This window comes from Streptomyces sp. NPDC007095 (genome assembly GCF_040634475.1).
GTDB lineage: Bacteria > Actinomycetota > Actinomycetes > Streptomycetales > Streptomycetaceae > Streptomyces.
The window spans coordinates 1-24,647 of sequence record NZ_JBEYFS010000021.1 but is presented as its reverse complement, the minus strand read 5'-3'; the positions used below and the strand labels follow the sequence as shown (position 1 = coordinate 24,647).

Genomic DNA, 24,647 nt, shown 5'->3' with positions numbered 1-24,647 from the left:
CTACTGCGACGGAGGCTCCTCCTCCGGCATCGGCACCGGCGGAGCCAGCGGGCGCAGCCACAGCCACAGCAGGAAGAAGACGCCCAGGGCGAGCATGCCGAGGCCGGTCCAGAGGTTGATGTTGACGCCTTGGGCCTTGGCGAGTTCGGCGTCGGAGGCGGTCAGGCCCGCCAGGGTGACGATGACGCCGTAGACGACGAACAGGCCGCCGATGATGGTGCGGATGTCGAAGAGGCGGGTCGCGGTCGCGGACTGATGCTCCAGCTCCGTGACCTCGCGCTGGACATCGCGGTCCGAATAGTGGTCGGACATGGTTGCTCAGGCCTCCTGCGTCAGAACGAGAACGGGATGTAACAGGCCGCCGCCAGGATCAGCGCGCCCCAGCCCAGCAGTGCCGGCCTGCGGTACCACGCGTCGTCGCCCACGGCCGGCGGCTCGGCCATGCCGGGGGAGACGGTGCCGTAGACCAGACCCTGGAGGTCCTCCGCCGGTTTGGGGGCAGTGAAGAGGGAGACCGCGACCATCACCACCGCGCCGGCCACGAAGCCCGCGATCGCCGAGACGAAGTTGGCTCCCTGGTCGGAGGGGATGGCGATGATCCCCTGCTTGTAGATGACGAAGTAGTTGACCATCGCCGCCGTCGTGCCTGCCAGCAGGCCCCAGAAACCCGACTTCGCCGACGCGCGCTTCCAGAACATGCCGACGATGAAGGCCACGAACATCGGCACGTTGAAGAAGGAGAAGAGGGTCTGCAGGTAGGCCATGATGTTGGAGAAGGACGACGCCAGGAACGCCGTGCCGAGCGACGCCAGGACGCCGATCACCGTGATCAGGCGGCCGAAGCGGACGTAGTAGGAGTCCTCCCGGTCGGTCACGACGTACCGCCGCCAGATGTCCGACGTGAACACCGTGTTGAACGACGAGACGTTGGCCGCCATGCCCGCCATGAAGGCCGCCAGGAGCCCCGTCACCGCGATGCCCAGCACGCCGTTCGGCAGCAGTTCCTGCATCAGGTACGGGACCGCGTCGTTGTACTGGAGGTTCGAGCCGCTCGTGCCGATCCTGGGGACCAGGACGGCCGCCACCAGGCCCGGGATCATCACCAGGAAGACGATGAAGATCTTGGGGAACGCCGCGATGAGCGGGGTGCGCTGGGCCGCCGACAGGTTCTTCGCCGAGAGCGCGCGCTGCACCTCCGCGAAGTTCGTCGTCCAGTAGCCGAAGGAGAGGACGAAGCCGAGGCCGAGGACGATGGTCAGCCAGTTCGCGCCCAGCGGATTCGCATGGCCGATGCCCGTACCGCCCCAGGCCGTGGTGAAGTCACTGCCGTGGGTCTTGTCGAGCGAGTGGGTCAGACCGTCCCAGCCGCCGACCCGCTTCAGGCCGAGCGCGGCGATCGGGATCAGGGCCGCGAGGATCACGAAGAACTGCAGCACCTCGTTGTAGATCGCCGAGGACAGGCCGCCGAGCGTGATGTACGCCAGTACGAAGAACCCCGCGATCACGATCGCCACCCACTGGGGCCAGCCGAGCAGCGCCTCGACCACGATCGCCAGTGAGTACAGGTTGACGCCCGCGATCAGGATCGCCGCGAAGGCGAACAGGATCGAACTCAGCAGGTGCGCCGCCTTGTCGAAGCGCAGGAGCAGGAACTCCGGGACGGAGCGGACCTTCGAGCCGTAGTAGAACGGCATCATCACCAGGCCCAGGAACACCATGGCGGGGATCGCGCCGATCCAGTACCAGTGCACGGTGTAGACGCCGTACTGCGCGCTGTTCGCGGCCATCCCCAGGATCTCGGTCGCGCCGAGGTTGGCGGAGATGAACGCGAGGCCGGTGATCCAGGCGGGCAGTGAACGGCCGGAGAGGAAGAAGTCGAGGCTGGTCTTGACCGAGGCCTTGGCGGCGAAACCGATGCCGAGCACGACGACGAAGTAGATGCCGAGGATCGTGTAGTCGAGCCCGTTCGTGGGGAGCCGGAGCCCTGCGGCGAGGTATGTGGGGGCATGCATGCCCGTATCCATGCCCCATGAGTCCCATGACGCTGCCCAAGCTTCACAGACACCCCCCAAACCCCCGAAGGCATTGACGTTCCTGTTGCTTTGTGGTTTGTTGTGTTCGGTTATGTTTGATGGTTGGGTGTGGTGTGGATGAGGAGTCCAGCGGTGAAGAAGACCTCGACCCGGCTTGCTGACGGTCGTGAGCTGATCTACTACGACTCGGGCGACGACACGGTGCGTGACGCGGTGGACCGCCGCCCGCTGGAGCCCACCGTCACCAGCTCCCAGGTGCGCCGCGACCCGCTGCTCGGCGACTCGGTCGCGATCGCCTCGCACCGCCAGGGACGCACCTATCACCCCCCGGCGAACGAGTGCCCCCTGTGCCCCTCGCAGGGCGACCGGCTGAGCGAGATCCCGGACTCCTCGTACGACGTCGTCGTCTTCGAGAATCGTTTCCCCTCGCTCGCCGGCGACTCCGGGCGCTGCGAGGTCGTCTGCTTCACCTCCGACCACGACTCGTCCTTCGCCGACCTCACCGAGGAGCAGGCGGGGCTCGTCCTGGAGGCGTGGACGGACCGCACGGCGGAGCTGTCCCACCTCCCCTCCGTCGAACAGGTCTTCTGTTTCGAGAACCGCGGCGAGGAGATCGGCGTCACCCTCGGCCACCCGCACGGGCAGATCTACGGCTACCCGTTCACCACCCCGCGCACGGCCCTGATGCTGCGTTCGCTGGCCGCGCACAAGGAGGCCACCGGCGGCGAGAACCTCTTCGACGACGTCGTGGCACGCGAGCTCGCCGAGGGCGACCGGATCGTCCTGGAGACCGAGCGGTGGGTCGCCTTCGTGCCGTACGCCGCGCACTGGCCCTACGAGGTCCACCTCTACCCCAAGCGGCGGGTGCCCGACCTGCTCGGGCTCGACGAGGAGACGCGCACAGAGTTCCCCCAGGTCTATCTGGAACTCTTGAGGCGCTTCGACCGGATCTTCGGTGAAGGGGAGCCTCCGACGCCGTACATCGCCGCCTGGCACCAGGCGCCTTTCGGCGCGCTGGAGGAGTTTGAAGGTGTGAGCAGGGACGACTTCGCGCTTCACCTCGAGCTTTTCACCATTCGCCGCACTTCCGGCAAGCTGAAGTTCCTCGCGGGTTCCGAGTCCGGCATGAGCGTGTTCATCAACGACGTGCCGCCGGAAGCCGCGGCCCAGCGACTGCGAGAGGTAGCGAGTTCATGAGTGGGAAGTACCTGGTCACGGGTGGCGCGGGCTATGTCGGCAGCGTGGTCGCGCAGCATCTGATCGAGGCCGGTCACGAGGTGACGGTCCTCGACAACCTGTCGACCGGCTTCCGTGAGGGTGTGCCCGCCGGGGCCGCCTTCATCGAGGGCGACATCCGCGACGCCGGTAAGTGGCTGGACTCCTCGTACGACGCCGTGCTGCACTTCGCCGCGTTCTCGCAGGTCGGCGAGTCCGTCGTGAAGCCCGAGAAGTACTGGGACAACAACGTCGGCGGCACCATGGCGCTGCTCGCCGCGATGCGCGAGGCGGGCGTGCGCAAGCTGGTCTTCTCCTCCACCGCCGCCACGTACGGCGAGCCGGAGCAGACCCCGATCGTCGAGTCCGCGCCGACGAAGCCCACCAACCCCTACGGCGCCTCCAAGCTCGCCGTCGACCACATGATCACCGGCGAGGCGGCGGCCCACGGACTGGGCGCGGTGTCGCTGCGCTACTTCAACGTGGCCGGCGCCTACGGGGCGCAGGGCGAGCGCCACGACCCCGAGTCGCACCTCATCCCGCTCGTCCTCCAGGTCGCGCAGGGGCGGCGGGAGGCGATCTCCGTCTTCGGCGACGACTACCCGACGCCGGACGGCACCTGCATCCGCGACTACATCCACGTGGCGGACCTGGCGGACGCCCACCTGCTGGCCGTCGAGGCGGCCACCGCCGGTGAGCACCTCATCTGCAATCTCGGCAACGGCAACGGCTTCTCCGTCCGCGAGGTCATCGAGACCGTCCGCCAGGTCACGGGGCACCCGATCCCCGAGGTGACGGCCCCGCGCCGGGCCGGGGACCCGGCCGTGCTCGTCGCCTCGGCGGCGACCGCGCGCGAGCGGCTCGGCTGGAACCCGTCCCGCGCGGATCTCGCGGGGATCGTCGCGGACGCGTGGGCGTTCGCTCAGAACAAGGAGCGGTAGGTAATTCGGTGGGCGTACGCGAGGGGTTCGAAGAGCTGTACGGGACCGCACCGGAAGGCGTCTGGGCGGCGCCCGGGCGGGTCAACCTGATCGGCGAGTACACGGACTTCAACGAGGGGTTCGTGATGCCGCTCGCCCTGCCGCACACGGCGGTGGCGGCGGTGTCGCGGCGCACGGACGGGGTGCTGCGGCTGCACTCCGCCGACATCGAGGGCCCGGTCGTCGAACTGCACGTCGACGAGCTGGCGCCGCTGACCAACACGAGCTGGGCCGCGTACCCGGCGGGCGTGGTGTGGGCGCTGCGCGAGGCGGGACACGCGGTGACGGGCGCGGACGTGCACCTCGCCTCGACCGTGCCGACGGGGGCGGGCCTGTCCTCCTCCGCGGCTCTGGAGGTCGTGACGGCGCTCGCTCTCAACGACCTGTACGAGCTCGGCCTCACCGGGCCCGAACTGGCCCGCCTCGCCCAGCGCGCCGAGAACGACTTCGTGGGCGTGCCCTGCGGGATCATGGACCAGACGGCGTCCGCGTGCTGCACCGAGGGGCACGCCCTGCACCTCGACTGCCGCGATCTGTCCATCCGGCAGGTCCCCTTCGATCTGGCCTCCCTGGGGCTGGAGTTGCTGGTCGTCGACACGCGGGTGAAGCACGCGCTGGGCGACGGGGCGTACGCCGAGCGGCGCGAGGGGTGTGAGGAGGGCGCGCGACAGCTCGGGGTGTCGCATCTGCGGGATGTCGCGTACGAGGAGCTCGACGCGGCGCTCGCGCGCCTCTCGGACGAGCGCGTACGCCGGTACGTCCGCCACGTCGTCTCGGACGACCACCGGGTGGAGCGGGTCATCGCGCTGCTGGACGCCGGGGACGTCCGGGCCATCGGGCCGGTCCTCACGGACGGGCACGCCTCGCTCCGGGACGACCTGCGGATCTCCTGCGAGGAGCTGGACCTCGTGGTCGCCACGGCCAACGCCGCGGGCGCGCTGGGTGCGCGGATGACGGGGGGCGGCTTCGGTGGCTCGGCGATCGTGCTGGTGGAGTCGGCGGACGTGGACACGGTGACGAAGGCGGTGACCGAGGCGTTCGGCTCCGCCGGTTATACGGCTCCTCGGGTCTTCCCGGCGGTGCCTTCGGCCGGCGCTCGCCGAGTGAGCTGACCACAGGGTGCGTTCTTCGTCCGCGGGTCGTGGGGGCTGGTCGCGCCCACGCGGCGGAGCCGCATGATGTGACAGCCCCGCGCCCCTGAAGGCCTCGGGTCGACCGGTGCTTGAAGGCGAGGGGGTTCTGGTCAGGGCAAGCGTTTGGTCAGGGTGTATTCCGTGACCCCCGGCGGATAGTCGGGGATCACGCACACCACCTCGTAGCCGTGTTTCTTGTAGAACTCGGGGGCCTGGAAGTCCCAGGTTTCCAGGCGGGAGTTGCGGCAGCCGCGTTCCTCGTGGGCGAGACGCTCGGCCTCGGCGAGGAGCCGGCCGCCGAGGCCCGCGCCGCGGTGGGGGGCGTCCACCCAGAGGTACGTCACGTGCAGCCACGTCGTCCAGGTGTGACCGACGAGCCCGCCCGCGAGCGCCCCGTCGGCGTCCAAGACCCAGACGTGGAGCGGAAGTTCCCGTTCGGCGGGGGTGCCGCGCAGCGCGCGGAGGATCGGGGACGCCGCTGTGTTCGTGTCGCGCAGTCGCCGGCGGAGCAGATCACGCCGGTCTTTGTCGTCTCCTGTCTCCATACGAAACATACGGCTCACCATAAACGCGCTGGCCAATCAGTTCTGCAAATTGCCTTCCGCTGCCCGCCCCCGGTCGTACCCTGTGAACAGCGCCGGTGGGGGCCGGTGCTGATCAGGGGGCGAGACAGTCGGGTACGACGCCCGAAGTGGGGGTAGCAGTTCCAGCACGGCGGCGGCCGTGCGGCTGCGGCACTCCGTTTTCCGAGTTCGAGCGGGCTCGGGATCACTTCGGGTGTCGTACCTGCGCCGGTCCGTCCCCCGACCAGTGGGGGTATCAGTGGTTCGCATCCGTGTCCTGGTCGTCGACGACCACCGCATCTTCGCCGAGTCGCTCGCCGCCGCCCTGGCCGCCGAGCCCGATGTCGACGTGTCCGCCGCCGGCAGCGGCCCGGCCGCGCTGCGCTGCCTGGAGCGGGCGTCCGCGGAGGGCCGCAGGTTCGACGTGCTGCTCGTCGACGCCGACCTGGGCGGCAATCTGCCCGGCGCCCGTCCTGCCGTACCGGTCCAGGAGGGCAACGAGGACGGGCTCGTCGACGGCATCTCGCTCGTCGCCGGCGTCCGTTCGGGACAGCCGAGCGTACGCATCGTCGTGCTCGCCGAGAAGGACGATCCGCGCCGCGCCGCCCTCGCACTGCAGGCCGGCGCCTCGGGGTGGGTCGCCAAGGACTGTTCCCTGTCGCGGCTCCTGACCGTCATACGGGGTGTGCTGCGCGACGAGACGCATCTTCCGCCCGCCCTGCTCACGGGCGTACTACGGGAGTTGACCGCCGCGCGCAAGCACCGCACCGAGAGCGAGCGGCTGGTCGAATCGCTCACGCCGCGGGAGCGGGAAGTGCTGCGGTGCATGGTCGCGGGGCTGGGGCGGAAGGCCGTCGCGGAGAGGCTGTTCCTCTCCCCGCACACCGTCCGTACCCATATGCAGAACGTGCTGGGGAAGTTGGGCGTCCACTCGACGCTCGCCGCGGTCGCCCTTGCCCGCCGGGCCGGGGTCGGGCCCGTCGACCTAGCCGGGGATGTTGTCGAACGGGGCGGTCAGCTGGCGTAGCAGGGACGCGAGTTCACCGCGCTGCGCCTTGCTGAGTTCGGCCAGGATCGCGCGCTCCTGGTCGAGGAGTCCGGCGAGCGCCTGGTCGGCGCGGTCCCGTCCCTCGTCCGTGAGGCGCACGAGTACGCCCCGGCGGTCGCTCGGGTCCGGGAGGCGCTCCACCAGGCCCTTCTTCGTCAGCCGGTCGATGCGGTTGGTCATCGTGCCGGAGGTGACGAGCGTCTGCGTGAGCAGCTGGCCGGGGGAGAGCTGGTACGGGGAGCCCGCGCGCCGCAGTGCGGTCAGCACGTCGAACTCCCAGGGCTCCAGGCTGTGCTCGGAGAACGCCAGCCGTCGGGCGCGGTCCAGGTGCCGGGCGAGCCTGCTCACCCGGCTGAGTACCTCGAGCGGTTCCACGTCGAGGTCAGGGCGCTCCCGGCGCCATGCTGCGACCAGCCGATCGACCTCGTCCTCCATGACGATCAGTGTAGTGGTTGTGTCGACATGAAGTCTCTTGATATCAAGTCTCTTGACGTCGAGATACATGTGAGGGGAAAGTAGCAGACATGACCACTCCCACCTGGGACCCCGCCCAGTACCTGCGCCACGCCGGCCACCGCGCCCGCCCGTTCACCGACCTCCTCGCCCGGGTCCCCGACCTCCCCGGCACCCCGCCCCGCATCGCCGACCTCGGCTGCGGCCCCGGCAACGTGACCGTCCTCCTCGCCGACCGCTGGCCCACCGCGCGCATCACCGGGTACGACAACTCCCCCGAGATGCTCGCCAGGACCGAGCCGTACGCGGGCCCCACGGCCGGCGGCGGAGACCTCGACTTCGCCCACGCGGACGCGGCGACCTGGGCGCCTACGGAGACGTACGACCTGATCGTGTCGAACGCGGCGCTGCATTGGGTGCCCGGGCATCTGGAGCGGTTCCGCGACTGGGTCGCCGCGCTGGCGCCCGGCGGCACCTTCGCCTTCCAGGTCCCCGACAACATCGACGCACCCCTGCACGCCCTGATGCGTGAGCTCGCAGCCTCCGCCCGCTGGAAGGACCGCCTCGAAGACGTCCTGCGACACGAGGACTCCGTCCACGAACCGCTGGTCTACCTGGACCGGCTGGCCCGCCTCGGCTGCGAGACGGACGTCTGGCAGACGACGTACGAGCAGATCCTGACCGGTGAGGATCCGGTACTGGACTGGGTGAAGGGCACAGGGCTGCGCCCGGTGCTGACGGCCCTCGCCGACGACCCGCAGGCCCGCGACGCCTTCGTCACCGAGTACCGCGACCTGCTCCGCGACGCCTATCCGACGGCCCCGTACGGCACGGTGCTGCCCTTCCGTCGCCTGTTCGCCGTGGCGCACAAGGAAGCGTGAGCGGATGCTCGCCGCCATCGACCACGTCCAGCTCGCGGCCCCGCCCGGCTCGGAGGACTTCCTGCGCGAGTACTACGCCGAGGTTCTCGGCATGACCGAGATCCCCAAACCGCCCGTCCTCGCCGCCCGCGGCGGCTGCTGGTTCCGGGCGGGGGCCGTGCAGCTGCACATGGGGATCGAGAAGGACTTCCGGCCCGCGAAGAAGGCCCACCCCGGGCTGCGCGTCACCGGCATCGAGGCCTTCGCCGCCCGCCTGCGGGCCCACAAGGCCGAGGTCACCTGGGACGACAACCTCCCCGGCCACCGCCGCTTCTACTCCGAGGACCCCGTCGGCAACCGACTGGAGTTCCTGGAGCGGCTCGGGTCCGTGGAGCGGCTCGGGTCCGTGGAGCGGCTCGGGTCCGTGGAGCGGCTCGGGTCCGTGGAGCGGCTCGGGTCCTAGGACTTGCGATGCCCTATCAAACGCGGCTTCGGCTCCAGACCGTCCAGGCCGTGCCAGGCCAGGTTCACCAGATGGGCCGCCACCTCCGCCTTGCGGGGCTTGCGGACATCCAGCCACCACTGGCCCGTCAGGGCGACCATGCCGACCAGAGCCTGGGCGTAGAGGGGGGCCAGTTTCGGGTCGAAGCCGCGCAGCTTGAACTCGCGGCCCAGGATGTCCTCCACCTGGGTGGCGATGTCCGAGATCAGCGAGGCGAACGAACCCGTCGACTGGGGGATGGGCGAATCGCGGACCAGGATGCGGAAGCCGTCCGTGTACTCCTCGATGTAGTCCAGGAGGGCGAACGCGGCCTGTTCGCACAGCTCGCGGGGGTGACCGGCGGTGAGGGAGCCCGTCACCATGTCCAGCAGACGGCGCATCTCGCGGTCCACCACCACCGCGTACAGCCCCTCCTTGCCGCCGAAGTGCTCGTAGACCACCGGTTTGGAGACGCCGGCCTTCGCCGCGATCTCCTCCACCGACGTCCCCTCGAAGCCCTTCGCCGCGAACAGGGTGCGACCGATCTCCAGCAGCTGCTGACGGCGCTCCGCACCGGTCATGCGGGTGCGGCGCGCACGCCGCGGCTTTTCACTGCTGCTCGGGGTGCTGCTGGAGTCGGTCGCCACACCGTCAATCATGCCGCTTCAGCGGTCTCCGTCTTGCCCCGGGAGACCGACCCGTCCGTGTTGCGCTTCGAATCGATACGCGAGCGTGACGGCCAGCGCACGTCGTACGCCCAGCCGAGCTGCTCGCACCAGCGGATGATCCGCGCCGAGGAGTCGACCTGGCCGCGCTGTACGCCGTGCCGCGCCGAGGTCGGGTCGGCGTGGTGCAGGTTGTGCCAGGACTCACCGCAGGAGAGCACGGCCAGCCACCACACGTTGCCCGAGCGGTCCCGCGACTTGAAGGGGCGCTTGCCCACCGCGTGACAGATCGAGTTGATCGACCAGGTGACGTGATGCAGCAGCGCCACCCGCACGAGCGAGCCCCAGAAGAAGCCGGTGAACGCGCCCCACCAGGACATCGTCGCCAGACCGCCGATCAGCGGGGGGAGGGCGAGGGACAGCACCGTCCAGTAGATGAACTGGCGCGAGATCGCACGGATCGCCGGATCCTTGATCAGGTCCGGCGCGTACTTCTCCTGCGAGGTCCGCTCCTCGTCGAACATCCAGCCGATGTGCGCCCACCACAAGCCCTTCATCAGGGCCGGCACCGTCTCCCCGTAGCGCCACGGCGAGTGGGGGTCACCCTCGGCGTCGGAGAACTTGTGGTGCTTGCGGTGGTCGGCGACCCAGCGGACCACAGGGCCCTCGACCGCCATCGAACCGGCGACCGCCAGCCCGATGCGCAGCGGGCGCTTCGCCTTGAAGGAGCCGTGCGTGAAGTAGCGGTGGTAGCCGATCGTGACGCCGTGGCAACCCAGGTAGTAGAAGAAGACCAGCAGGCCGATGTCCAGCCAGCTCACTCCCCGGCCCCAGGCCAGCGGCACCGCTGCCACAAGGGCTACGAACGGAACAGCGATGAAGAGAAGCAGCGTGATCTGTTCGAGTGACCCCTTCCGCTCTCCACCCAGCGTGGCGGCGGGGAGCGAGGCGTCGTTGTGCGACCGCGGGGCGTCGTCGATCACGTCGGAACTCGAGGGCATGAGCATCCCCTGTGGGGTTCGAGGGCGGGGGAGTTGGCCGGGTACGGGATCCCAGAGTCCTCCCGCCGGCTGACGGGAGGCCCTACGCATCCGTAACTTACGGCGTCGTAAGTATGGCAGCGCGCAGCCCGGCGGCAAGAGCCCAACAGCCTGCGCGTCCGCATGGACACCTATCCTTGGATTCGGTCGGACAGCGCGGTCCGTTCTGTTTTCTTCCCGGATGCCACGTCCCTAAGCGGCACCCCGCCGCGCGGCCGCCATCCGGGTTCCCTCCCTGACGAGCTTCAGACGAGCTTCCACACTCTTCAGCCGAGCTTCCACACTGCAAGGAGCCGCACCTGTGAGCAGTGCCGACGACCAGACCACGACGACCAGCAGCGAGCTGCGCGCCGACATCCGCCGCCTGGGCGACCTGCTCGGTGAGACCCTCGTCCGTCAGGAGGGCCCCGAGCTCCTGGAACTGGTCGAGAAGGTCCGCCGCCTGACCCGCGAGGACGGCGAGGCAGCCGCCGAGCTGCTGCGCGGCACCGAGCTGGAGACCGCGGCCAAGCTGGTCCGCGCCTTCTCCACGTACTTCCATCTGGCGAATGTCACCGAGCAGGTGCACCGCGGCCGCGAGCTGCGCGCCAAGCGGGCCGCCGAGGGCGGACTCCTCGCCCGAACGGCGGACCGGCTCAAGGACGCCGACCCCGAACACCTGAAGCAGACCGTCAAGAACCTGAACGTTCGCCCGGTCTTCACCGCCCACCCGACGGAAGCCGCCCGCCGTTCGGTCCTCAACAAGCTGCGCCGTATCGCCGCGCTCCTCGAGACCCCCGTCATCGAGGCCGACCGCCGCCGCTACGACACCCGGCTGGCCGAGAACATCGACCTGGTGTGGCAGACGGACGAACTGCGCGTGGTCCGCCCGGAGCCCGCGGACGAGGCCCGCAATGCCATCTACTACCTCGACGAGCTGCACGCGGGCGCGGTGGGCGACGTCCTGGAGGACCTGACCGCGGAGCTGGAGCGCGTCGGCGTGCAGCTCCCGGACGACACCCGGCCGCTCACCTTCGGCACCTGGATCGGCGGCGACCGCGACGGCAACCCGAACGTCACCCCGGCCGTCACCTGGGACGTCCTGATCCTCCAGCACGAACACGGCATCAACGACGCCCTGGACGTCATCGACGAACTCCGCGGCTTCCTCTCCAACTCCATCCGCTACACCGGCGCCACCGACGAGCTCCTCGGATCCCTCCAGACCGACCTGGAGCGGCTCCCCGAGATCAGCCCCCGCTACAAGCGCCTCAACGCCGAGGAGCCCTACCGGCTCAAGGCCACCTGCATCCGGCAGAAGCTGGAGAACACCAAGCAGCGCCTCGCCAAGGGCACCCCGCACGAGGACGGCCGCGACTACCTCGGCACCGGCGAACTCCTGCGCGACCTCACCCTCATCCAGACCTCGCTGCGCGAGCACCGCGGCGCGCTGTTCGCCGACGGCCGGATGAACCGCACCATCCGCACCCTGGCCGCCTTCGGCCTCCAGCTCGCCACCATGGACGTACGCGAGCACGCCGACGCCCACCACCACGCCCTCGGCCAGCTGTTCGACCGCCTCGGCGAGGAATCCTGGCGCTACGTCGACATGCCCCGCGACTACCGCGCCAAGCTCCTCGCCAAGGAACTCCGCTCCCGGCGCCCGCTCGCCCCGACCCCCGCGCCCCTCGACGCCGCCGGTGCCAAGACCCTCGGTGTCTTCGGGACGGTCAAGAAGGCCCTGGAGATCTTCGGACCCGAGGTCATCGAGTCGTACATCATCTCGATGTGCCAGGGCGCCGACGACGTGTTCGCCGCGGCCGTACTCGCACGGGAGGCGGGCCTGCTCGACCTGCACGCCGGCTGGGCCAAGATCGGCATCGTCCCGCTCCTGGAGACGACGGACGAGCTGAAGGCCGCCGACACGATCCTCGAGGACATGCTCTCCGACCCCTCCTACCGCCGCCTCGTGGCGCTGCGCGGGGACGTCCAGGAGGTCATGCTCGGCTACTCCGACTCCTCGAAGTTCGGCGGCATCACGACCTCTCAGTGGGAGATCCACCGCGCCCAGCGCCGACTGCGCGACGTCGCCCACCGCTACGGAGTACGCCTGCGTCTCTTCCACGGCCGTGGCGGCACCGTCGGCCGCGGCGGCGGCCCCTCCCACGACGCGATCCTCGCGCAGCCCTGGGGCACGCTGGAGGGCGAGATCAAGGTGACCGAGCAGGGCGAGGTCATCTCCGACAAGTACCTCGTGCCCTCGCTCGCCCGCGAGAACCTGGAACTCACGGTCGCCGCCACCCTCCAGGCCTCCGCCCTGCACACCGCCCCCCGTCAGTCCGACGAGGCGCTGGCCCGCTGGGACGCGGCCATGGACGTCGTCTCGGACGCCGCCCACAACGCCTACCGGCGACTCGTCGAGGACCCGGACCTCCCGGCGTACTTCTTCGCCGCCACGCCCGTCGACCAGCTCGCCGACCTGCACCTCGGCTCGCGGCCCTCCCGCCGCCCCGACAGCGGCGCCGGTCTCGACGGCCTCAGGGCCATCCCCTGGGTCTTCGGCTGGACCCAGTCACGGCAGATCGTGCCCGGCTGGTTCGGCGTCGGCTCCGGCCTCAAGGCCCTGCGCGAATCGGGCCTGGACACCGTGCTCGACGAGATGCACGAGCAGTGGCACTTCTTCCAGAACTTCATCTCCAACGTCGAGATGACCCTCGCGAAGACCGACCTGCGGATCGCCCGCCACTACGTCGACACCCTCGTCCCCGACGAACTCAAGCACGTCTTCGCCACCATCGAGGCCGAACACGAGCTGACCGTCCGCGAGGTACTGCGCGTCACCGGCGGCAAGAAGCTCCTGGACACCAACCCGGTCCTCCAGCAGACCTTCTCCATCCGCGACGCCTACCTGGACCCGATCTCCTACCTCCAGGTCGCACTCCTCAAGCGCCAGCGCGACGAGGCCGCGGCCGGCGCCGAGCCGGACCCGCTGCTCTCGCGCGCACTGCTCCTGACGGTCAACGGAGTGGCGGCCGGACTGCGCAACACCGGCTGACACCTGCGGGACTCACGCAAAAAAAGGGTGCCCCGCGTTCGTACGAACGCGGGGCACCCCACATTTCCGGCACCCCACATTTCCGGCACCCGTCACATCAAGAACAGGTCACAGGAACAGGAACGTGGCCGTCAGCTGCGCGATCCCCGCCCCCCCCAGCACCCACGCCGCCCGCCGCAGCCGCAGGCCCCCCGCCACCACCACCGAGGCGAGCAACAGAGCGCCGCCCAGCGGGACCCAGGCGTAGAGAACGCCCGCCGGACCGCTACGGACGACATCACTGCTCCCGGGCTTCACGGTCACCGTGTACGTCCGGCCCTTGCGCACCGCGACCGCCTCGTCGATGGTGACGCGTGCCCGCGCCCTGGACCCCGTCGAGGTCGGGGCGTACGTCCCGGTGCAGACATCGCCGGAGCACTCGGTCACGGTCATCGTCCCCTGCTCCCGGCCCTTGCTCAGCATCACGTGCTGGGCCGTACCCCAGGAACCCCAGACGCCGGCGATCAGGATCAGCACCGCGACCGTGCCCATCGCCGCGAGCCGCCCGAACCGCAGCGCCGGATGTGCGCTCCGACGGGAGCCTCGATGTGCGGCGAGGGCAGGCATGGCGGCGATCCTTGGCCATGGCTGCGCGCCCGGTCAACTCCGGCCGGTTCCGGTGGGCGACAAGTCGGCAGTTGTACGCGTACATCGACCGCTCCCGGGAACCGCTCAGGAGTTGTACGTGCCCTGCGCCCGCTCCAGCCCCTCGATGACGAGGCACTCCACGGCGTCCGAGGCCCGGTCCACGAGGTAGCCGAGTTCCTTGCGCTCCGCCGAGGAGAAGTCCTTCAGGACGAAGTCGGCGACCTGCATCCGCCCCGGAGGACGCCCGATGCCGAACCGCACCCGGTGGTAGTCGGAGCCCATCGCCTTCGTCATCGACTTCAGCCCGTTGTGGCCGTTGTCGCCACCGCCGAGCTTCAGGCGCAGGACGCCGTAGTCGATGTCCAGCTCGTCATGGATCGCGACGATGTTCGCCGTCGGTACCTTGTAGAAGTCCCGCAGCGCGGTCACCGGGCCGCCGGACAGGTTCATGTACGACATCGGCTTGGCCAGGATCACCCGGCGGTTCGCCGGACCCGGCGGGCCGATACGCCCCTCGATCACCTGCGCCTGCGCCTTGCCGGCCCGCTTGAACCTCCCGCCGATCCGCTCCGCCAGCAGGTCGGCCACCATGAAGCCCACGTTGTGCCGGTTCATGGCGTACTCGGGGCCGGGGTTGCCGAGGCCCACGATCAGCCAGGGGGCGCCCGCATCGGTCGTCACGTCGGTGTCTCCCATGTGTCCTTGATACGCGGCAGCCGCCGCTCCTGGGAGGAGCGGCGGCTGACACAGATGAAGATTCCGGGGGGAATCAGGCCGATCAGGCCTCGGCGGCCGCTTCGCCCGCGGCCTCGCCCTCGGTCGGCTCCTCCGCCTGGGCGGACAGGACCTGAAGGACGACCGCGTCCTCGTCGATCGCCAGCGTGGTGCCCTTGGGCAGCGGGATGTCCTTGGCGTGGATGGAGGCACCGGCCTCCAGGCCCGCGATGGAGACGGTGACCGACTCCGGGATGTGGGTGGCCTCGGCCTCGACCGTGAGGGTGTTCAGCACGTGCTCGAGCAGGAAGCTGCCCGGGGCGAGCTCGCCCTCGGTCTGCACGAAGACCTCGACGGTGACCTTCTCGCCGCGCTTCACGAGGAGCAGGTCGACGTGCTCGAGGAAGCCCTTGATGGCGTCGCGCTGGACGGCCTTCGGGATCGCCAGCTGGGTCTTGCCCTCGATGTCCAGGGAGAGCAGGACGTTCGGGGTGCGCAGGGCGAGCAGCAGCTCGTGGCCCGGCAGCGTGATGTGGACGGGCTCGGCACCGTGGCCGTAGACCACGGCGGGAACCTTGCTGTCACGGCGGATGCGGCGGGCGGCGCCCTTGCCGAACTCGGTACGGGTCTCGGCGGCGAGCTTGATCTCGGACATGTGCACTCCTCGTAGATCTGGGGAAGGGGGTCACCCGGCCAAACAATCGGCCTGCTACGAAGAGCGCGTCGATAACGGACCGCCGCACACGCCTTTTCAAGCGGTACGGCCTCCCTCGCCGAGCAACTGTGACAGCTTACTGGGCGGGAAGGCCGTACCAGAAATCGATCTATGCGAGGACCGTCCACCGGCCCTCTGCCGGTCCTCTTACTGCTCCTCGAACAGGCTCGTCACCGAGCCGTCCTCGAAGACCTCGCGGACCGCGTTGGCGATCGTCGGCGCGATCGACAGGACCGTGATCTTGTCGAGCTCCAGCTCGCCCGGGGTCGGCAGGGTGTCCGTGAAGACGAACTCGCTGACCTTGGAGTTCTTCAGACGGTCGGCCGCCGGGCCGGAGAGCACACCGTGCGTGGCCGTGACGATGACGTCCTCCGCGCCGTGCGCGAAGAGGGCGTCGGCGGCGGCGCAGATCGTGCCACCGGTGTCGATCATGTCGTCGACGAGGACACAGACCCGGCCCTTCACGTCACCGACGACCTCGTGGACGGTGACCTGGTTGGCGATGTCCTTGTCGCGGCGCTTGTGCACGATCGCCAGCGGGGCGTCCAGGCGGTCGCACCAGCGGTCGGCGACGCGCACCCGGCCGGCGTCCGGGGAGACGACGGTGAGCTTCGACTTGTCGACCTTCGCCCCCACGTAGTCCGCCAGGATCGGCAGCGCGAAGAGGTGGTCGACCGGACCGTCGAAGAAGCCCTGGATCTGGTCGGTGTGCAGGTCGACCGTGAGGATCCGGTCGGCGCCCGCCGTCTTCATCAGGTCGGCGATCAGGCGCGCCGAGATCGGTTCACGTCCTCGGTGCTTCTTGTCCTGTCGCGCGTAACCGTAGAAGGGCACGATCACGGTGATGCTCCGCGCGGAGGCCCGCTTCAGAGCGTCGATCATGATCAACTGCTCCATGATCCACTTGTTGATGGGAGCCGTGTGGCTCTGCATCAGGAAGCAGTCGGCGCCGCGCGCGGACTCCTGGTAGCGGACGTAGATCTCACCGTTGGCGAAGTCGAAGGCCTTCGTCGGGACAACCCCGACACCCAGCTTATGGGCGACCTCCTCGGCAAGCTCGGGGTGGGCGCGGCCGGAGAAGAACATCATCTTCTTCTCGCCGGTCGTCTTGAACCCGGTCACAGCACTGTCTCCTCAGAGGTGTCTCAGCTGGGGCATGAGGACTCTTCTCAACTGGAGCGCGAGAAGCCTTCTCAGCTGGGGGTGCGGGTGCGCATTTATGCGGGTGTGCATTTATCACGGTACGCCGTGTCAGACGTACCTGTTTCCGGTCAGGCTTCGCCCTCCGGCTCCCGGGAGGCCGTCTCCGCCGCCTTCGCGGCCGCGCTTCCGGGACGCTTGCGGGCCACCCAACCCTCGATATTCCGCTGCTGGCCACGGGCCACGGCCAGTGAACCGGGTGGTACGTCCTTGGTGATCACGGAGCCCGCAGCGGTGTACGCGCCGTCCCCGACCGTGACAGGAGCCACAAACATGTTGTCCGAACCGGTACGGCAGTGGGAGCCCACGGTGGTGTGGTGCTTCTCCTGTCCGTCGTAGTTCACGAAGACGCTCGCCGCACCGATGTTCGAGTACTCGCCGATCGTCGCGTCGCCCACGTAGGACAGGTGCGGGATCTTGGTGCCCTCGCCGATCGTGGCGTTCTTCGTCTCCACGTACGTGCCGATCTTGGCCTTCAGGCCGAGGCGTGTGCCCGGACGGAGATACGCGAACGGGCCCACGATCGCCTGCGGCCCGACCTCGGCGCCGTCGGCGACGGTGTTGTCGACGCGGGCCCCCGCGCCCACCGTGGTGTCCTTGAGGCGGGAGTTGGGGCCGACCTCGGCGCCCTCGGCGAGGTGCGTGGTGCCCTGGAGCTGGGTGCCCGGGTGGACGATCGCGTCCTGCTCGAAGGTGACGGTCACGTCGATCCAGGTCGAGGCGGGGTCGACGACGGTCACTCCGGCGAGCATGGCCTCGGTGAGCAGCCGGTCGTTGAGGATGCGGCGGGCCTCGGCGAGCTGGACGCGGTTGTTGATGCCGGCGATCTCGCGGTGGTCGCCGGCGACGGCCGCCCCGACCCGGTGCCCGGCCTCGCGCAGGATCCCGAGGACGTCGGTCAGGTACTCCTCGCCCTGGCTGTTGTCCGTCCGCACCTTCCCGAGCGCGTCCGCGAGGAGCTGCCCGTCGAAGGCGAAGACCCCGGAGTTGATCTCACGGATCGCGCGCTGCGACTCGTTCGCGTCCTTGTGCTCGACGATCGCGGTGACCGCGCCGCTGGCGCCGTCCCGCACGATGCGGCCGTAGCCGGTGGCGTCGGGGACCTCGGCGGTGAGCACGGTGACGGCGTTGCCGTCGGCGGTGTGGGTGGCGGCGAGCTGCCGCAGGGTCCCGCCGCTGAGCAGCGGGGTGTCGCCGCAGACCACGACGACGGTGCCGTCGACGACGCCGCCCAGCTCCTCCAGGCCCATCCGTACGGCGTGGCCGGTGCCGTTCTGTTCGGCCTGTACGGCCGTCCGTACGCCGGGGTCGATCTCGGCGAGGTGCGCGGTGACCTTCTCGCGGGCGTGACCCACCACGGCGACCAGGTTCTCGGGCTCCAACGCGCGTGCGGCCGCGAGCACATGGCCGACCAGGGAGCGGCCGCACAGTTCGTGCAGGACCTTGGGTGTGGCCGACTTCATACGGGTGCCCTCACCCGCTGCGAGAACGACGACGGCTGCCGGAGGATTGACGCTCACGGATATGCCCTTCGGCTTCGGATGGCTGGGGTGTGGACATCCGCAGGATACCGGGGCGTTTCAGGGGGGACATGAGAGCGGGCCCTGACAGTGCTGTCAGGGCCCCAGTTGCGCATTGCTCCCCCGCCAGGACTTGAACCCGGACAGATGGCACCAAAAGCCACAGTGCTGCCAATTACACCACGGGGGATGAAACTCGACTAAACCGGACATTAGGTCAGGTCGCCGAGTCAGCACCCAACACTATGCCGTACCAGGCGCCCTCGATGCGACGGTACAGATCGGCGCTCTGGAGAACGTGGATCACGAGGCACCCCCTGTAGTTGTCGCCGACGTTCTTGCGGACCGTTTTCGGGTTGTGTTTCTTGAGTGTGCTCTTGTTGAAGGAGCTGTCGTCCGCCCCGACGTGATCCGCCCAGTAGCGCTCGGCGGCGGACACGTCGGCGGACTCGTGGATCATGACGCGGAAGCGCAGGCGTTCCCGTTCTGCCTGGAGTAGATCGAGCCAGGCGAGGAAGACGGAGATCATCCCTGGGTCGCTGTTGACGAGGAGAACTTGTTCGCGGCGGCTGTACGGCTCGTCCTTGGCGCCCTCGGCCCAGTGCAAGCCGACGCCCGCGAGGAACACTTCGCGATCGGTGAGTTTCCCGATGGCTGCGGCCGCCGCTCGCTTGGTCTCCTCGCGTACCCGTTCCTGCTCGGCGCGCAGTCGTGCGAGCCCCGCGTTCATGCGGGCTCGCTGTTCCTCCGGGGTGCAACGGGGTTCCGGGTGGGGAAGATCCCGCACCCACAGCGAAACCGAACTCTTCGAGCAGCCCAGCTCCGCCTGGATCTCGTTGTACGTCCAGCCCTGTCCCCGCAGCTCACGAGCCCTGTCCCGCAGGTCGTCCTTCGCGTTCGGGCGCTTCGTCCACTCCGGGGGCGGCTCGCCCGTGACGAGGCGTTGGAGGGTCTCCTTGTTGTGGACCTGAACTTCGTCCCGGATCTGGCGGAGGCTGAGTCCCGCCCGGCGCAGCGCGATCGCTCGTTCGCGCAAGCCGTCGAAATCCGCGTACTTGTTCTGTGGATGTGCCACGGGCATACCGTCCGGGCGGAATGTGATCTTCCGGGGGCGAACGGTGAGCGAATCAGCAGTTCGAGGGATACCGGTGGGTTTCGCTTCTGTTCGATTGCGGAGAGTGGTGTAGGCCAGGAGGTGAAAGTCACCGGAAATGGGGCGGGGTGCGAACGTAGGCTGGACGCATGACCACGACGGGGGAAGAGCACACCGCGGCCGGTACCGGGCCGTGGTGGTGGGTCAGATGGCGTAGTGCCGTGTTGGACGCGAGCCTCGCGTCGGCGTCGGCGGTGGAGTGCGCGATCGAGGGGATTCCGTTCGCGCGCGACGCGGGCCTGCCGGTTCCGGTGGGCGTGGGTTTCGGGCTGGTCGCCGGCTCCGTGCTGTTGTTGCGCCGCCGCTGGCCGATCGCGGTCGTGCTGGTGTCGATCGCCATCACGCCCGCCCAGATGGGGTTCCTGATGGGACTCGTCGGGCTGTACACGCTGGCCGCGTCCGAACTGCCGCGCCGGATCATCGGGGCGCTCGCGGGAATGTCCTTCGCGGGGATGCTGATCGTCACGTTCGTACGGGCGCACCAGGGCATGGTGCGTGGGGACGTGACGATGGGGGACTGGTTCGTTCCGTTCGTCTCCATCACGACCGCGATCGGGATGACCGCGCCGCCCGTCCTGCTCGGGCTGTACGTAGGGGCGCGGCGGCGGCTGATGGAGAGCTTGCGGGAGCGGGCGGACTCGTTGGAGCGGGAGTTGCAGCTGCTCGCCGAGCGGGCCGAGGAGCGGGCGGAGTGGGCGCGCAACGAGGAGCGGACGCGGATCGCGCGTGAGATGCACGACGTGGTGGCGCACCGGGTGTCGTTGATGGTGGTGCACGCGGCGGCGCTGCAGGCCGTGGCGCGGAAGGATCCCGAGAAGGCCGTGAAGAACGCCGCGCTGGTGGGGGACATGGGGCGGCAGGCGTTGACGGAGTTGCGCGAGATGTTGGGTGTGCTGCGTACGGGGGACGGGTTGTCGTCCGTGCGGGTGCGGGCGGTGCCGTTGGCGGCCGTGGGGGTGGCGGCCGCGGCGGCGGCCTCGCGGGCGGTCGATGACGGGGCCGAGGGGCCGAGTCTTGCCGAGCTGGACGAGTTGGTCGGGCAGTCGGCGGCTGCGGGGATGGTGGTGGATCTCTCGGTGGAGGGTGACAGCCGGGGGTACGCGGCGGAGATCGAGCAGACGGCGTACCGGGTGGTTCAGGAGGCTCTGACCAACGTGCACAAGCATGCGGCGGGGGCGAAGACGTATGTCCGGCTCGCTCATCGGGACGCGGAGATCGCGATGCAGGTCGAGAACGAGTGTCCGCCGGAGCCGGGGTCGGCGTCGGCCATGCATCTGCCCAGTGGTGGTAACGGTCTGGTGGGGATGAAGGAACGGGTTGCCGCGCTGGGGGGAGTGTTCGTGTCCGGGCCGACGGATTCGGGTGGGTTCCGGGTGTCGGCGGTGATCCCGGCGTAGGCCCTCCGGGGTGCGCGGTCGCTGGCTGCGGGTGGGTGGGGGCTGGTCGCGCAGTTCCCCGCGCCCCTGAAAGCCTCCAGCCCGGCCGGTGTCTGAGAGCGAGGCCCGTTCAGCCCGCTGCAGGGGGCCGGGGCGCAGCCCCGCCCTCAGGGGCGCGGGGAACTGCGCGCTCAGCCCCCCCGCCCGCCCGCAGTGGAGGAGCCTTCCCGCGGTCAGCCGACTGTCAGGCGGACCGGGGCGATGCCTGACAGGAGGGTGGTGAGGGCGGTGTCGATCTCGGGGCCCAGGTACCAGTCGCCGGTGTGGTCGAGTGCGTAGACGCGGCCCTCGGAGTCGATGGCGAGCAGGGCGCGGGAGTCGGCCTCCTCGCCGAGAGGGCAGACCTCGGTGTCCAGGGCGCGGCCGAGGTCGCCGAGGGTGCGGGCCATGTGGAGGCCGTGCAGGGGGTCGAAGTGGAGTGCGGTGGGGGCGAGCTGGCGGCCGGGTCCGGAGGGCTTCACGCGCAGTCCGCCGAATTCCGCCCATGCCTCCACCGCCGCGGGGAACACGGCGTGCCGGTGCCCCGCGGACGACTCGTGTCCCCGTAGCGCGTCGGCCCAGTACTCGGCCTGCTTTATGTCCCAGCGCCCGGGCTGCCAGCCCGCGGAGCGCAGCGCGGCGTCCACGGGTGCGGAGAAGCGTGATGAGGGTCCCCCCTGCTCGGGCGGAGCCGAGAGCTTGGGGGAGGAGGAGCGGTCGGCGTGCATCTGCCCTTCGTTCGTCGAGGGTCGGGACATCGGTGCGCTGGCGGGGCGCCGTCGTACGTATGCGGGGATGGGGGAGTTCAGGAGCCGCCGGTCGTCGCCGTCGGGTCGACGACGCGGACGCCGAAGTGGTCGCTGAGCGCCGTGCAGGCGCGGCAGGGTGCGGCGAAGCTGCCGTGCAGCGGGTCGCCGTCCTCGCGGATGCGGCGTGCGGTGAGTTTGGCCTGTCTGAGGGCCTTGCGTGCCTCGCCGTTGGTCATCGGCTTGCGGGCGGCGCGTTTGCTGCGGGTGGCGTCGACGGTGGTGATGTGCCGGGAGATGAGGATCGCCTCGGCGCAGCGGCCGGTGTAGCGGTCGCGTTGCGCGCTGGTGAGGGTGTCGAGGAAGTCCTGGACCAGCGGGTGAAGGGCGGGCGGCTGGTCGCCGCGGGCGGCGGTGCCGGTGAGGGTGGCTCCGCGCACGGAGAGGGCGGCGGCGACGGTGGGAAGTATGCCGTCGCGGCGGTGCAGGAGGGTGGGTGCGTGGGCTGCCTCGGCGCTGCTCCAGCCGACCCGCGGGTCCCCGGACGTGCCCGTATGTGTCGCGTTCATGATCGTTTTCCCTCCCGTGCATCCCCCGATGCGGCTACAGACTGCCAAATGGCGTGGCGGGTGCGGAAGCTGGGGCGTGCGACACGCCCGGGCTTCGTCGTACCGTCACGGCGGGGTGACGGCAGGTCACGGAACCGGAGGCCCGGTGACCGGTGTCTTCCAACCGCATAGGCTGTCGATATCCGCGATCCATACAGCTATTGAGAACGCCGCAGGGGGCAACCGCCATGACGACAGGTCGGCTCGGGCAGCAAGCCGCGCCGCCGAACGCGGCCTACGCCGGGCAGGTCGTGCATTTCCCGGATCCGGTCCGGGCCACTCGCCACCCCAGAGGTGTACGGGTCGACGCGCACGGCTACCCCGACTTCTCGCCGTACGCGCGTGCCGCCGCGGAGATCGCCGAACCCCCGGAGGGTTTCGGCGTGGACGAACTGCGGTTGACGGACTATGTGTCGGCGAACGCCGCGCTCGCCGCCTCGGGGCACGACCTGTGGGACACGATTTTGCCCGTGGCCACTCCGCACGGCTGGACCTGGCACCACGTGCGGGGCACGCGGCGCCTGGAGCTCGTCCCCGTGGAGGTCAAGGCGCTGTTGCGGCATCACGGCGGTATCGCGACGGCGGCCGTCGATCACGGTAAGCGGGGGACGCGGCCGTTGCAGGACACGCGGCCCGCGCACTTCGGGCTGCCGAAGTCGTCGGTCGCGGTGAGCGAGCAGCAGGTGCTCGGGGTCGAGGAGGATCTCGGCTATCGGCTGCCGGGTGCCTATCGGTCCTTCCTGAAGGCCGCGGGCGGGTGCGCGCCGGTCGGTGCCGCGCTCGACGCGGAGCTGGGTCTGCTGGTGGACCAGCCGTTCTTCACGGTGCGCGAGGAGGCCGCCGTGAACGACCTCGTCTACATCAACAAGTGCCTGCGCGACCATCTGACCAAGGACTATCTGTGCGTCGGATTCGTGCAGGGCGGCCTGCTCGCCGTCAAGGTGAAGGGCGATGCGATCGGGTCGGTCTGGTTCTGCGCGTACGACGATGCCCGCGACCAGGACGCCTGGCCGCCGGCCGAGCGTGTGCAGCGGCTGTTGCTGCCCTGCGGTGCCGACTTCGACCAGTTCCTGTCCCGGCTCGCGGGCAATCCGCCGGAGTTGGCGACGGTGGCGAACCTGATGGTGGACGGTGGCTTCGCGCGCGCCGTTCCCGTCTCTTCCCTGGGGGAGTGAACGTCCGATGGTGACCTTCGCGCAGGCGCAGGAGCGCGCGGAAGAGTGGATCAACGGCGAGGTGCCCGGGTACCAGCACCGTGAGGTGCGGGTGCGGGAGTTCGAACTCGGGTTCGTGGTGTGGGCCGAGGACCGCGTCGACGGTCCGCGTTCCGACGGCGGCGCGCAGCGGCTCGTCATCGCGCGGGACAGCGGGGAGGCGACGCTCTGGCCCGGACTGCCGGTCGGTGAGGTGATCCGCCGGTACGAGGAGGAGTACGGGATGCCGCAGGCGGCCCCGGAAGCGGCTCCGGCGCCTCCGGCCCGGGTCGATCTGAACCAGACGTCGTTCTTGCTGAGCCCTCCGGAGTGGTTGCAGGAGGCGGCGGACAAGCTGGGCATTCCGGATCGGCGGGCGGGTGCGACGTCCGGCGGTGCGAACGGTGCGGGCCCCCACGCCAACGGGGCTTCCGCGGCCGGTGGTTCGACGACGCCTTCCCCCTCTTCTCCCCCTGCCCCTTCTTCCTCCTCTTCCCCCTCTTCCCCCTCTTCCTCTCCTTCGGACGCGCCGCCGCCGTGGCCCGCCGCCGCGGCCGGTGACGAGCGGGACGCGGGTCCGCGGGATGCCGTGGGGGCGCCGGGCGTTCCCGCTTCGGCGACTCCGTGGGCGGGGACGGACACCGCCGGGGACGGGGGCGAGGACCGTTCCGTGCCGCTGCCGGCGACCGTGTTCGCGCCGCCGCTGACCGACGTCGACGACAAGGCGGGTCCGGGTACGCCGCCCGGTGTGACCCCGGACGCCAAGACGGCTCTGATGTCCGGCGGCAGCCAACTCCCGCGCACGGCGCAGGCGCCCGCGGTCGACGCTCCCGCGGCCCCGCCGTCGTACGGCCACCCGCAGGCCGGCCCGGGTGCACCGGGCATGCCGGGCCCGCCGCCGGGTGTGCCGGCCCCTGGCGCTCCGGGTGTGCCGGCCCCTGGTCTTCCGCAGGGCACGCCTCCTTCTGGACCGCCGGCCGCGTACGGCTACCCGCAAGGGTCCGGCGGTGCTCCCGGGACGCCTTCTCCTCCCCCTCCGCCTCCGGGCGGTCCGCAGGGCACGCCCCCGCCCGGTGCGCCCGGGTACGGGTACCCGCAGCGGCAGGCCCCCGTCGCGCCGCCGCGGCCGCTGCCGCCGAACGCCGGTGACATCGCCGACGCCGCGACCAGCAAGGCGCAGGCGCCGCCGAGGGGCCACCTTGGCCGAGAACTCCTGGTTGGCTTCGGCGAGTTCGGGGTTGTTCCACAGCA

General features: G+C 69.9%; 23 protein-coding genes, 1 tRNA gene and 1 pseudogene. 10 read left to right on the top strand and 15 right to left on the bottom strand.

What is annotated here, in order from left to right:
* Together ABZ656_RS10165 and ABZ656_RS10160 are read right to left on the bottom strand one after the other, a co-directional pair.
* On the bottom strand, positions 1-312 hold the full coding sequence (locus tag ABZ656_RS10165; protein ID WP_101404593.1) for a hypothetical protein: 312 nt from the start codon (positions 310-312) through the stop codon (positions 1-3).
* Positions 313-332: 20 nt separating this feature from the next.
* Positions 333-2,012, bottom strand: coding sequence for a sodium:solute symporter family protein (locus tag ABZ656_RS10160; RefSeq protein ID WP_180362464.1), 1,680 nt, complete (start codon positions 2,010-2,012; stop codon positions 333-335).
* A gap of 153 nt (positions 2,013-2,165) precedes the next feature.
* Here ABZ656_RS10160 and galT point away from each other — a divergent pair, with 153 nt between their 5' ends.
* Genes galT through galK form a run of 3 tightly spaced genes read left to right on the top strand, consistent with a single transcriptional unit; the run spans position 2,166 to position 5,340 of the window.
* A complete protein-coding gene (gene galT, locus ABZ656_RS10155) occupies positions 2,166-3,230 on the top strand; it encodes a galactose-1-phosphate uridylyltransferase (RefSeq protein WP_101404595.1) in 1,065 nt (354 codons plus the stop codon).
* A complete protein-coding gene (galE, locus tag ABZ656_RS10150) occupies positions 3,227-4,189 on the top strand; it encodes a UDP-glucose 4-epimerase GalE (RefSeq protein WP_101404596.1) in 963 nt (320 codons plus the stop codon). The genes galT and galE overlap by 4 nt, the downstream gene beginning before the upstream one ends.
* Positions 4,190-4,197: 8 nt before the next feature.
* The gene (gene galK, locus ABZ656_RS10145) at positions 4,198-5,340 is read left to right on the top strand and encodes a galactokinase (protein ID WP_101404597.1); all 1,143 of its coding nucleotides are present in this window, start codon (positions 4,198-4,200) and stop codon (positions 5,338-5,340) included.
* A gap of 131 nt (positions 5,341-5,471) precedes the next feature.
* Here galK and ABZ656_RS10140 read toward each other — a convergent pair whose 3' ends face one another.
* Complete coding sequence (locus ABZ656_RS10140; protein ID WP_180362465.1) at positions 5,472-5,927, bottom strand: GNAT family N-acetyltransferase; 456 nt, start codon at positions 5,925-5,927, stop codon at positions 5,472-5,474.
* Between the two features lie 256 nt (positions 5,928-6,183).
* Between ABZ656_RS10140 and ABZ656_RS10135 the strand changes: the two genes are divergently transcribed.
* The gene (locus tag ABZ656_RS10135) at positions 6,184-6,951 is read left to right on the top strand and encodes a response regulator transcription factor (protein ID WP_054233027.1); all 768 of its coding nucleotides are present in this window, start codon (positions 6,184-6,186) and stop codon (positions 6,949-6,951) included.
* Here the strand turns inward: ABZ656_RS10135 and tamR are convergent.
* On the bottom strand, positions 6,910-7,407 hold the full coding sequence (gene tamR, locus ABZ656_RS10130) for a MarR family transcriptional regulator TamR (protein ID WP_054233026.1): 498 nt from the start codon (positions 7,405-7,407) through the stop codon (positions 6,910-6,912). The genes ABZ656_RS10135 and tamR overlap by 42 nt on opposite strands.
* A gap of 89 nt (positions 7,408-7,496) precedes the next feature.
* On the opposite strand from tamR, the gene ABZ656_RS10125 reads away from it, so the two are divergent.
* A complete protein-coding gene (locus ABZ656_RS10125) occupies positions 7,497-8,306 on the top strand; it encodes a trans-aconitate 2-methyltransferase (RefSeq protein WP_360266348.1) in 810 nt (269 codons plus the stop codon).
* A 4-nt stretch (positions 8,307-8,310) separates the two neighbouring features.
* Positions 8,311-8,748 carry a glyoxalase gene (locus ABZ656_RS10120; protein WP_360266345.1) on the top strand — a complete coding sequence of 146 codons (438 nt, stop codon included), beginning with the start codon at positions 8,311-8,313 and terminating at the stop codon, positions 8,746-8,748.
* Here the strand turns inward: ABZ656_RS10120 and ABZ656_RS10115 are convergent.
* Both ABZ656_RS10115 and ABZ656_RS10110 read right to left on the bottom strand, forming a co-directional pair.
* A complete protein-coding gene (locus tag ABZ656_RS10115; RefSeq protein ID WP_054233024.1) occupies positions 8,745-9,425 on the bottom strand; it encodes a TetR/AcrR family transcriptional regulator in 681 nt (226 codons plus the stop codon). The two genes, ABZ656_RS10120 and ABZ656_RS10115, sit on opposite strands and share 4 nt — an antisense overlap.
* Positions 9,422-10,432 carry a fatty acid desaturase gene (locus tag ABZ656_RS10110; RefSeq protein ID WP_101408041.1) on the bottom strand — a complete coding sequence of 337 codons (1,011 nt, stop codon included), beginning with the start codon at positions 10,430-10,432 and terminating at the stop codon, positions 9,422-9,424. The genes ABZ656_RS10115 and ABZ656_RS10110 overlap by 4 nt, the downstream gene beginning before the upstream one ends.
* Positions 10,433-10,772: 340 nt before the next feature.
* Here ABZ656_RS10110 and ppc point away from each other — a divergent pair, with 340 nt between their 5' ends.
* On the top strand, positions 10,773-13,505 hold the full coding sequence (ppc, locus tag ABZ656_RS10105; RefSeq protein ID WP_101404601.1) for a phosphoenolpyruvate carboxylase: 2,733 nt from the start codon (positions 10,773-10,775) through the stop codon (positions 13,503-13,505).
* A gap of 108 nt (positions 13,506-13,613) precedes the next feature.
* On the opposite strand, the gene ABZ656_RS10100 is transcribed toward ppc, so the two are convergent.
* From ABZ656_RS10100 to ABZ656_RS10070, 7 genes are all read right to left on the bottom strand, one after another.
* Entirely contained in the window at positions 13,614-14,111 is a 498-nt protein-coding gene (locus ABZ656_RS10100) for a hypothetical protein (RefSeq protein ID WP_360266341.1), read from the bottom strand.
* A gap of 105 nt (positions 14,112-14,216) precedes the next feature.
* Positions 14,217-14,828 (bottom strand): aminoacyl-tRNA hydrolase, encoded by a 612-nt coding sequence (pth, locus tag ABZ656_RS10095; RefSeq protein ID WP_101404603.1) that lies wholly within the window; start codon positions 14,826-14,828, stop codon positions 14,217-14,219.
* 82 nt (positions 14,829-14,910) lie between these two features.
* Complete coding sequence (locus ABZ656_RS10090; protein WP_101404604.1) at positions 14,911-15,501, bottom strand: 50S ribosomal protein L25/general stress protein Ctc; 591 nt, start codon at positions 15,499-15,501, stop codon at positions 14,911-14,913.
* Between the two features lie 207 nt (positions 15,502-15,708).
* Positions 15,709-16,683: a ribose-phosphate diphosphokinase gene (locus ABZ656_RS10085; RefSeq protein ID WP_101404605.1), complete on the bottom strand. Its 975-nt coding sequence runs from the start codon at positions 16,681-16,683 to the stop codon at positions 15,709-15,711.
* A gap of 149 nt (positions 16,684-16,832) precedes the next feature.
* Positions 16,833-18,281 (bottom strand): bifunctional UDP-N-acetylglucosamine diphosphorylase/glucosamine-1-phosphate N-acetyltransferase GlmU, encoded by a 1,449-nt coding sequence (gene glmU, locus ABZ656_RS10080; protein WP_360266336.1) that lies wholly within the window; start codon positions 18,279-18,281, stop codon positions 16,833-16,835.
* A 118-nt stretch (positions 18,282-18,399) separates the two neighbouring features.
* Positions 18,400-18,471 (bottom strand) — tRNA-Gln (locus ABZ656_RS10075).
* Between the two features lie 27 nt (positions 18,472-18,498).
* Complete coding sequence (locus tag ABZ656_RS10070; protein ID WP_360266333.1) at positions 18,499-19,356, bottom strand: hypothetical protein; 858 nt, start codon at positions 19,354-19,356, stop codon at positions 18,499-18,501.
* A gap of 167 nt (positions 19,357-19,523) precedes the next feature.
* Between ABZ656_RS10070 and ABZ656_RS10065 the strand changes: the two genes are divergently transcribed.
* Entirely contained in the window at positions 19,524-20,831 is a 1,308-nt protein-coding gene (locus ABZ656_RS10065; protein WP_360266330.1) for a histidine kinase, read from the top strand.
* A 212-nt stretch (positions 20,832-21,043) separates the two neighbouring features.
* Here the strand turns inward: ABZ656_RS10065 and ABZ656_RS10060 are convergent, their stop codons facing one another.
* Together ABZ656_RS10060 and ABZ656_RS10055 are read right to left on the bottom strand one after the other, a co-directional pair.
* Positions 21,044-21,577: an SUKH-3 domain-containing protein gene (locus tag ABZ656_RS10060; protein ID WP_101404608.1), complete on the bottom strand. Its 534-nt coding sequence runs from the start codon at positions 21,575-21,577 to the stop codon at positions 21,044-21,046.
* A gap of 77 nt (positions 21,578-21,654) precedes the next feature.
* Positions 21,655-22,164 (bottom strand): YwqJ-related putative deaminase, encoded by a 510-nt coding sequence (locus ABZ656_RS10055; protein WP_101404609.1) that lies wholly within the window; start codon positions 22,162-22,164, stop codon positions 21,655-21,657.
* 227 nt (positions 22,165-22,391) lie between these two features.
* On the opposite strand from ABZ656_RS10055, the gene ABZ656_RS10050 reads away from it, so the two are divergent.
* Positions 22,392-23,378 carry an SMI1/KNR4 family protein gene (locus tag ABZ656_RS10050; RefSeq protein ID WP_101404610.1) on the top strand — a complete coding sequence of 329 codons (987 nt, stop codon included), beginning with the start codon at positions 22,392-22,394 and terminating at the stop codon, positions 23,376-23,378.
* A gap of 7 nt (positions 23,379-23,385) precedes the next feature.
* Positions 23,386-24,647 (top strand): annotated as a pseudogene (locus ABZ656_RS10045) (hypothetical protein); the annotation flags it as partial.

Bases quoted from the DNA above. Each gene is read 5' to 3' on its own strand.
- ABZ656_RS10165 (WP_101404593.1), bottom strand. From the start codon at position 312: ATGTCCGACCACTATTCGGACCGCGATGTCCAGCGCGAGGTCACGGAG.
- ABZ656_RS10160 (WP_180362464.1), bottom strand. From the start codon at position 2,012: ATGCATGCCCCCACATACCTCGCCGCAGGGCTCCGGCTCCCCACGAAC.
- galE (WP_101404596.1), top strand. From the start codon at position 3,227: ATGAGTGGGAAGTACCTGGTCACGGGTGGCGCGGGCTATGTCGGCAGC.
- ABZ656_RS10140 (WP_180362465.1), bottom strand. From the start codon at position 5,927: ATGGTGAGCCGTATGTTTCGTATGGAGACAGGAGACGACAAAGACCGG.
- tamR (WP_054233026.1), bottom strand. From the start codon at position 7,407: ATGGAGGACGAGGTCGATCGGCTGGTCGCAGCATGGCGCCGGGAGCGC.
- ABZ656_RS10125 (WP_360266348.1), top strand. From the start codon at position 7,497: ATGACCACTCCCACCTGGGACCCCGCCCAGTACCTGCGCCACGCCGGC.
- ABZ656_RS10120 (WP_360266345.1), top strand. From the start codon at position 8,311: ATGCTCGCCGCCATCGACCACGTCCAGCTCGCGGCCCCGCCCGGCTCG.
- ABZ656_RS10115 (WP_054233024.1), bottom strand. From the start codon at position 9,425: ATGATTGACGGTGTGGCGACCGACTCCAGCAGCACCCCGAGCAGCAGT.
- ABZ656_RS10110 (WP_101408041.1), bottom strand. From the start codon at position 10,432: ATGCCCTCGAGTTCCGACGTGATCGACGACGCCCCGCGGTCGCACAAC.
- ABZ656_RS10100 (WP_360266341.1), bottom strand. From the start codon at position 14,111: ATGCCTGCCCTCGCCGCACATCGAGGCTCCCGTCGGAGCGCACATCCG.
- pth (WP_101404603.1), bottom strand. From the start codon at position 14,828: ATGGGAGACACCGACGTGACGACCGATGCGGGCGCCCCCTGGCTGATC.
- ABZ656_RS10090 (WP_101404604.1), bottom strand. From the start codon at position 15,501: ATGTCCGAGATCAAGCTCGCCGCCGAGACCCGTACCGAGTTCGGCAAG.
- ABZ656_RS10065 (WP_360266330.1), top strand. From the start codon at position 19,524: ATGACCACGACGGGGGAAGAGCACACCGCGGCCGGTACCGGGCCGTGG.
- ABZ656_RS10060 (WP_101404608.1), bottom strand. From the start codon at position 21,577: ATGCACGCCGACCGCTCCTCCTCCCCCAAGCTCTCGGCTCCGCCCGAG.
- ABZ656_RS10055 (WP_101404609.1), bottom strand. From the start codon at position 22,164: ATGAACGCGACACATACGGGCACGTCCGGGGACCCGCGGGTCGGCTGG.
- ABZ656_RS10050 (WP_101404610.1), top strand. From the start codon at position 22,392: ATGACGACAGGTCGGCTCGGGCAGCAAGCCGCGCCGCCGAACGCGGCC.